At 72.4% G+C, this 6,299-nt stretch carries 6 protein-coding genes; 4 read left to right on the plus strand and 2 right to left on the minus strand.

The window, feature by feature from the left end; all coding sequences use genetic code 11:
• The first annotated feature begins 120 nt into the window (after positions 1-120).
• The gene (locus ACFXAE_RS30670) at positions 121-1,566 is read left to right on the plus strand and encodes an aldehyde dehydrogenase family protein (RefSeq protein ID WP_384721018.1); all 1,446 of its coding nucleotides are present in this window, start codon (positions 121-123) and stop codon (positions 1,564-1,566) included.
• A gap of 84 nt (positions 1,567-1,650) precedes the next feature.
• Here the strand turns inward: ACFXAE_RS30670 and ACFXAE_RS30675 are convergent, their stop codons facing one another.
• The gene (locus ACFXAE_RS30675) at positions 1,651-2,367 is read right to left on the minus strand and encodes a DUF4190 domain-containing protein (RefSeq protein ID WP_384721036.1); all 717 of its coding nucleotides are present in this window, start codon (positions 2,365-2,367) and stop codon (positions 1,651-1,653) included.
• 171 nt (positions 2,368-2,538) lie between these two features.
• On the opposite strand from ACFXAE_RS30675, the gene ACFXAE_RS30680 reads away from it, so the two are divergent.
• From ACFXAE_RS30680 to ACFXAE_RS30690, 3 genes are all read left to right on the plus strand, one after another.
• The gene (locus tag ACFXAE_RS30680) at positions 2,539-3,600 is read left to right on the plus strand and encodes an adenosine deaminase (RefSeq protein WP_384721021.1); all 1,062 of its coding nucleotides are present in this window, start codon (positions 2,539-2,541) and stop codon (positions 3,598-3,600) included.
• Positions 3,601-3,620: 20 nt separating this feature from the next.
• Positions 3,621-4,331 carry a glycerophosphodiester phosphodiesterase gene (locus ACFXAE_RS30685; protein WP_384721024.1) on the plus strand — a complete coding sequence of 237 codons (711 nt, stop codon included), beginning with the start codon at positions 3,621-3,623 and terminating at the stop codon, positions 4,329-4,331.
• A 150-nt stretch (positions 4,332-4,481) separates the two neighbouring features.
• Complete coding sequence (locus ACFXAE_RS30690) at positions 4,482-5,636, plus strand: serine hydrolase domain-containing protein (RefSeq protein ID WP_384721027.1); 1,155 nt, start codon at positions 4,482-4,484, stop codon at positions 5,634-5,636.
• Here ACFXAE_RS30690 and ACFXAE_RS30695 read toward each other — a convergent pair.
• Positions 5,629-6,150, minus strand: a complete 522-nt coding sequence (locus ACFXAE_RS30695) for a hypothetical protein (RefSeq protein ID WP_384721030.1) — start codon at positions 6,148-6,150, stop codon at positions 5,629-5,631. The genes ACFXAE_RS30690 and ACFXAE_RS30695 overlap by 8 nt on opposite strands.
• Positions 6,151-6,299: the final 149 nt, after the last annotated feature.

The following is a 6,299-nucleotide window of genomic DNA, read 5'->3' on the forward strand; positions in this document are numbered from 1 at the left end:
GTAGAACCCGCACACCCCCACCACTACGACTCGGCCAACCCTCCCGCGACGACCCCGCCCCTACCGTGGACCCCACACCCCATGGACCACCCCCGACCGCGGAAGGGCCGGACCCCGCACATGACTTCCACCACCGCCTTCTGGCTCGCCGGCCGCCAGGCCACCGGCGAGACCGCCTTCGACGTCACCTCCCCCTGGGACGGCCGCACCGTCGGCACGGTGAGCGTCCCGACCGACGCCCAGATCGAAGACGCCGTCTCCGCCGCCCACGCCGTCCGCGAGGACTTCGCCGCCACTCCCGCCCACGTCCGTGCCGCCGCCCTCGACCACGTCAGCCGCCGTCTCGCCGAGCGCACCGAGGAGATCGCCCGCCTGATCTCCGCGGAGAACGGCAAGCCGGTCAAGTGGGCCCGCGGAGAGGTCGGCCGCGCGGTCTCCGTGTTCCGTTTCGCCGCCGAGGAGGCCCGCCGCTTCAACGGCGGCGAGGCCCAGCGCCTGGACACCGACGCCGGCGGCCAGGGCCGGCTCGCCTTCACCCGCCGCTTCCCCAAGGGCGTCGTCCTCGGCATCGCGCCGTTCAACTTCCCGCTGAACCTGTGTGCTCACAAGGTCGCCCCCGCGATCGCCGCGGGCGCGCCCATCATCCTCAAGCCCGCGCCCGCCACGCCCCTCTCCGGCCTGATCCTCGGTGAGCTGCTCGCCGAGACCGAGCTGCCCGCCGGTTCCTGGAGCGTCCTGCCGGTCCCCAACGACCGTATGCCCGCCCTGGTCCGGGACGAGCGGCTGCCGGTGATCTCCTTCACCGGCTCCGAGACGGTCGGCTACGCGATCATGGACTCGGTGCCGCGCAAGCACTGCACCCTGGAACTGGGCGGCAACGGCGCGGCCGTCGTCCTCGCCGACTTCGGACGCGACGAGGACCTGGACCGGGCCGCGCAGCGCATCGCGACCTTCTCCAACTACCAGGGCGGCCAGTCCTGCATCTCCGTGCAGCGCGTGATCGCCGACGCCTCCGTGTACGACCGTCTGCTGCCGCGCATCGTCGCCGCCGTCGAGGCGCAGGTCACCGGCGACCCGAACGACGACGCGACGGACGTCGGCCCGCTGGTCAGCGAGGCCGCCGCGCAGCGCGTGGAGTCCTGGGTCGACGAGGCCACCGCCGCGGGCGCCACGCTGCACACCGGCGGCAAGCGCGACGGCGCCTCCTACGCGCCGACCGTGCTCACCGACGTACCCGCCGAGGCGACGATCTCCCGCGAGGAGGTCTTCGGACCGGTGCTGACCGTACAGAAGGTGGACGGCGAGGCGGCGGCCTTCGCCGCCGTCAACGACTCCAAGTACGGCCTCCAGGCGGGTGTGTTCACGCACGACCTGCAGACCGCCTTCCGGGCCCACCGCGCCCTGGAGGTCGGCGGTGTGGTCATCGGTGACGTGCCCTCCTACCGCGCCGACCAGATGCCGTACGGCGGCGCCAAGCAGTCCGGTGTGGGCCGCGAGGGCGTGAAGTTCGCGATGGACGACTACACCTACGAGCGCGTGATGGTCCTGACGGGCCTCGCGCTCTGACCCGCCTCCGGCAGACCGACGGCCCGAGCCCGCTGTGCGGGGGCTCGGGCCGTCGGCGTATCCGGTCCGTGACGACCGGTCCGGTCAGCGGAGGGCGGGAGCGGTGACGACCGGGCGGTGGGCGCCGTAGTAGTCCTCGTCCTCCCAGCCGTCCTCCTCGCTGTTGATGGCGGCCACGACGCCGACCGCTATCAGGACGATCACGGCGATGCCGAGGATGAGGCCGATGATGCCCGTGATCAGGCCTGCCTGGGCCTGCCCGTGGTTGTCGGCCAGGCCCTGCTCGGCCTTCTGGCGGCCCTTGATGCCGAAGACGATGGCGAGGATGCCGAGGACGACGGAGACCACGCCGTACAGGCAGAACAGGCAGCAGGCCAGGATGCCGAGCACCAGGGCGGCGACGCCCATGCCGTTCTGCCGCTGCACCGGCATGCCGGGCCAGCCGTAGCCCGGCGGGTAGCCGGGGTATCCGTAGCCGCCGGGTGCGCCGGGGCCGGTGGGCGCGACGGGCGGCGGGGGCAGCGCGGAGCCCTGGGTGTCGTACGGCGCGCTGCCGCCCGGGGGCATGCCCCCGGCGGGCGGGACGAAGCCGGCGCCCGGCATCCCCACGACGGTGGGCTGGTCGTGCACGGACGGTGGCCGCGGCACGGACAGCCCGTCGGCGACGGTCGGCGTGGCCGGTGCCCCCGGCGGCCGGCCGGTGCCGGACGTGCGGCCCTTGTCCAGTGAGGTCCTGTCCTCCGGGGCTGCCCAGGGGTCGTCGGCGCCCGTGTCCCCGCCCGGCTGCGTCGCGTCCGTCATCTGGAGTTCCCCCTTGGCCCTCGATCGTCCGGCCATGCTACGGCTCCGCCGCCCCGCGCCGCCCCGCGCCCCCTCCCCGCGACCGCCTACGATGACCCCGAGTCACCGATCAGCCGATCATCCGCGTCCCGCCGCCCGTGCGGCCCGGGGACGCCGTTCCGGGGAGGAACCTTGACCGACCGTCTCGTCGAGCCGCGCGTCCCACGCGATCTGCACGCCTTCATCGCCGGGCTGCCGAAGGCCGAACTGCACGTGCACCACGTCGGGTCCGCCTCCCCCCGCATCGTCTCGGAGCTGGCCGCCCGCCACCCCGACTCCAAGGTCCCCACCGACCCCGAGGCCCTGGCCGACTACTTCACCTTCACGGACTTCGCCCACTTCATCGAGGTGTACCTGTCCGTCGTCGACCTGATCCGCACCCCCGAGGACGTACGGCTGCTGACCTACGAGGTGGCGCGCGAACTGGCCCGGCAGCAGGTGCGGTACGCCGAGCTGACCGTCACCCCGTTCTCCTCCACCCGGCGCGGGATCGACGAACGTGCCTTCATGGACGCGATCGAGGACGCCCGCAAGGCGGCCGAGACCGAGTTCGGGACCGTGCTGCGCTGGTGCTTCGACATCCCCGGCGAGGCCGGGCTGGAGTCCGCCGAGGAGACCCTGCGGCTCGCCACCGACGACCGGCTGCGTCCGGAGGGCCTGGTCTCCTTCGGTCTCGGCGGGCCCGAGATCGGCGTGCCCCGGCCGCAGTTCAAGCCGTACTTCGACCGCGCGATCGCCGCCGGGCTGCACTCCGTGCCGCACGCCGGCGAGACCACGGGGCCGGAGACGGTGTGGGACGCACTCAACGAACTGGGCGCCGAGCGCATCGGGCACGGCACCAGCTCCGCCCGCGACCCCAAGCTGCTCCAGCACCTGGCCGAGCGGCGCATCCCGCTGGAGGTGTGCCCCACCTCCAACATCGCCACCCGCGCGGTGACCGACCTCGACGAGCACCCCATCAAGGAGTTCACGCGGGCCGGCGTCCTGGTCACCGTCAACTCCGACGACCCGCCGATGTTCGGCACCGACCTCAACAACGAGTACGCGGTCGCCGCGCGGCTGCTGGAGCTCGACGAGCGGGGACTGGCCGGCCTGGCGAAGAACGCGGTCGAGGCGTCGTTCATGGACCCGGCGGGCAAGGCGCGGCTGGCCGCCGAGATCGACGCCTACACCTCGTCCTGGCTCGCCTCCTGACCACCCCGCGAAGGGCCGCCATGCAGAACGTGACCGCCGTGGCCCACCGCGGCGACCCCTACCGTGTCCGCGAGAACACCCTCGCCTCGCTGCGTTCCGCGCTCCACCGGGGCGCGGACGCGGTGGAGATCGACGTACGCCTCACCCGGGACGGCGTCCCGGTGCTGCTGCACGACGACACGCTGAAGCGGCTCTGGGGGCACGACCGTCCGCTGCTGTCGCTGTCGTGGGAGGAGGTGCGCGGGCTCACCGGCGACGGGGTGCCCACGCTCTCCGACGCGCTGGCGGCGACGGACGGCGGCCGGGTGATGATCGACCTGCCCGGCACGCCGGACGTCCGCGCGGTGCGCCGGGTCGTGGACACCGTGCGCGAGCGGGACGCCCAGGACCGCGTCTACTACTGCGCCGGCGCCCTCGCCATGCTCGCCGTACGGGCGGCGGACCCGTCCGCCGAGATCGCGCTCACGCGCACGACCCTGGCACCGGCCCGCGCCGGTCTGCTGGAGGCGATCCGGCCGCGCTGGCTGAACTACCGCTTCAGCCTGGTCGACCGCGCCCTGGCGGACCGTGTCCACCACGCCGGCTACCTGCTCTCCGTCTGGACCCCGGACACCCGCCGCTCCATGCGCCGCCTGCTGGCCCTGGGCGTCGACTCGATCACCACGAACCGCATCGACGTCCTGTGCACGCTGCGTGACACCGGAGGCCGGTCGGGGCGGCAGTCGCCTTAAGGGCAAACCCCCGACAACTCCCCTGCACGTTCAGGGGAGTTGGTCGGGGATGCGCCAGGGTGTGCACCCTCCCCGCTGACGATCCGGAGGTGGCCCGCACGGCCGGAGGATGATCGCGTCCCTCCGCCGAACTCCCCCGAGGAGCAACCGATGCGCCCTCGTCGTCGCACCACCCTTCTCGCCGCCTCCCTCGTCCTCACCCTGGGCGCGGGCCCGCTCGCCGCGCCCGCGTTCGCCTCCCCCGCCCCGTCGGCGCCCGTGTGCAGTGCCGCCCCGTCGGACAAGGCACTGTGCGAGGCGATCGGAGGGCTCCCCGACGAGAGCACCACGGCCGCGCTCGTCCGGCGGGGCGGTACCGAGGGTTCCTGGCGGGGCAGTTCGGGGGTGCGGGACCTGGAGAGCGGCCGGGCGGCCGACCCGGACGCGCGGTTCAGGGCCGGTTCGACGACCAAGGTGGTGACGGCCGCCGCCGTCCTCCGGCTCGCGGCCCAGGGCGAGGTCGACCTCGACGCGTCGATCGAGCGCTACCTGCCCGGCCTGCTAGGTCCCGACTTCGAAACGCCCGTCACCGTACGGAACCTGCTGAACCACACCAGCGGCATCCAGCCCGGCGTCAGCTGGGGGGACACCTTCGAGGAGCTGTACGCGCACCGCTACGACACGCTCACCCCGCGGCGGGTCGTGGAGACGGCGGTCGCGCAGGGACCGGCGTTCACCGCCGGTGATCAGCAGCAGTACCTCAACATCAACTACACGATCCTCGGCATGCTGATCGAGAAGGTGACCGGGCGGTCGTACGCCTCCGCGGCCACCCGGCTCGTGCTGCGTCCCGCCGGGATGCGGCACACGTACTTCCCCGGCACGGACCCCCGCATCCGGGGACCGCACCACCGCGGATACCAGACGGTCGAGCGACCGGACGGGACGACCCGGCTGATCGACGTCACCGAGTGGAACGTCGCCGACCGCTGGGCGGCCGGAGACATGATCTCGACCACCGCCGACCTGGAACGGCTCGTCACGGCCCTCTTCAGCGGGCAGATCGTGCCCGAACCGCAGTTGCGGGAGATGTTCACGGTCCCCACGACCATCAAGGACGCCGCCCACAGCGCGGGCCTGACCCGCCTGGAGCTCCAGGGCACGGTCTACTGGGGCAAGAGCGGCGCCCGCCCCGGCTACAGCACGATGATCGCCGCGACCGAGGACCTGAGCTTCACTCTCGTGTACTCGCTCTCCGACACCGATGCCAAGGACGAGACCTCGAACCCGGTCGCCGACCGGATCCGGGAGGCCGCCCTCAAGTAGCGAGCACCGGACCCGCGTCCGGCGTGAGCGCCTCCAGCCGCTTGATCTTCCGGCGTACGGCGTACAGCGGGATCACGCCGAACACACCGAACGCCATGTCGATGACGCTCCACCAGAAGGGAATGCCGCGGATCGGGCCGCAGATCAGCGCGAGCGGGATGATGCCGACGCAGGCGATCATGCCGAACTCGACGACCCAGATGTTGCGGACGGGGTCGCGGTAGGGGCCGTAGAAGGCGACGGCGATCACGAGGTGCGCGAAGGCGAGCCAGTCGGTGCCGTAGAGGAGGAAGGGGTACTCGGCGTCGGCGGTGTCGAGCCCCTGGCGCACGCGCTCGATCCAGTCCATGAGGGCGGGGAGGTGCTCCGGTGCCGACAGGGACCGGAGCAGGTCCTCGGTCCAGCGCAGTTCGTGCACCAGCGGAAAGGCCGTGGCGCCGCTGAGCACCAGGCAGACGACGAAGAAGGCCAGCCAGGCGCGAATGCCCTTGAGCAGGGCGGCTCTGTCGCTCATGGCAGGAGCGTACGCCGATAATTGAACATGTTCAAAAAAGAATCGTCCCCTGGAGACACGTCGGCCCCGGACGGTGGTTCACCGTCCGGGGGCGCCCGTTACACCGCAATCAACGGAAGGGCGGCTAAACGTTGTTGTAGTGGCGGGTG

This window comes from Streptomyces sp. NPDC059454 (genome assembly GCF_042749965.1).
Taxonomy (GTDB): Bacteria; Actinomycetota; Actinomycetes; order Streptomycetales; family Streptomycetaceae; genus Streptomyces.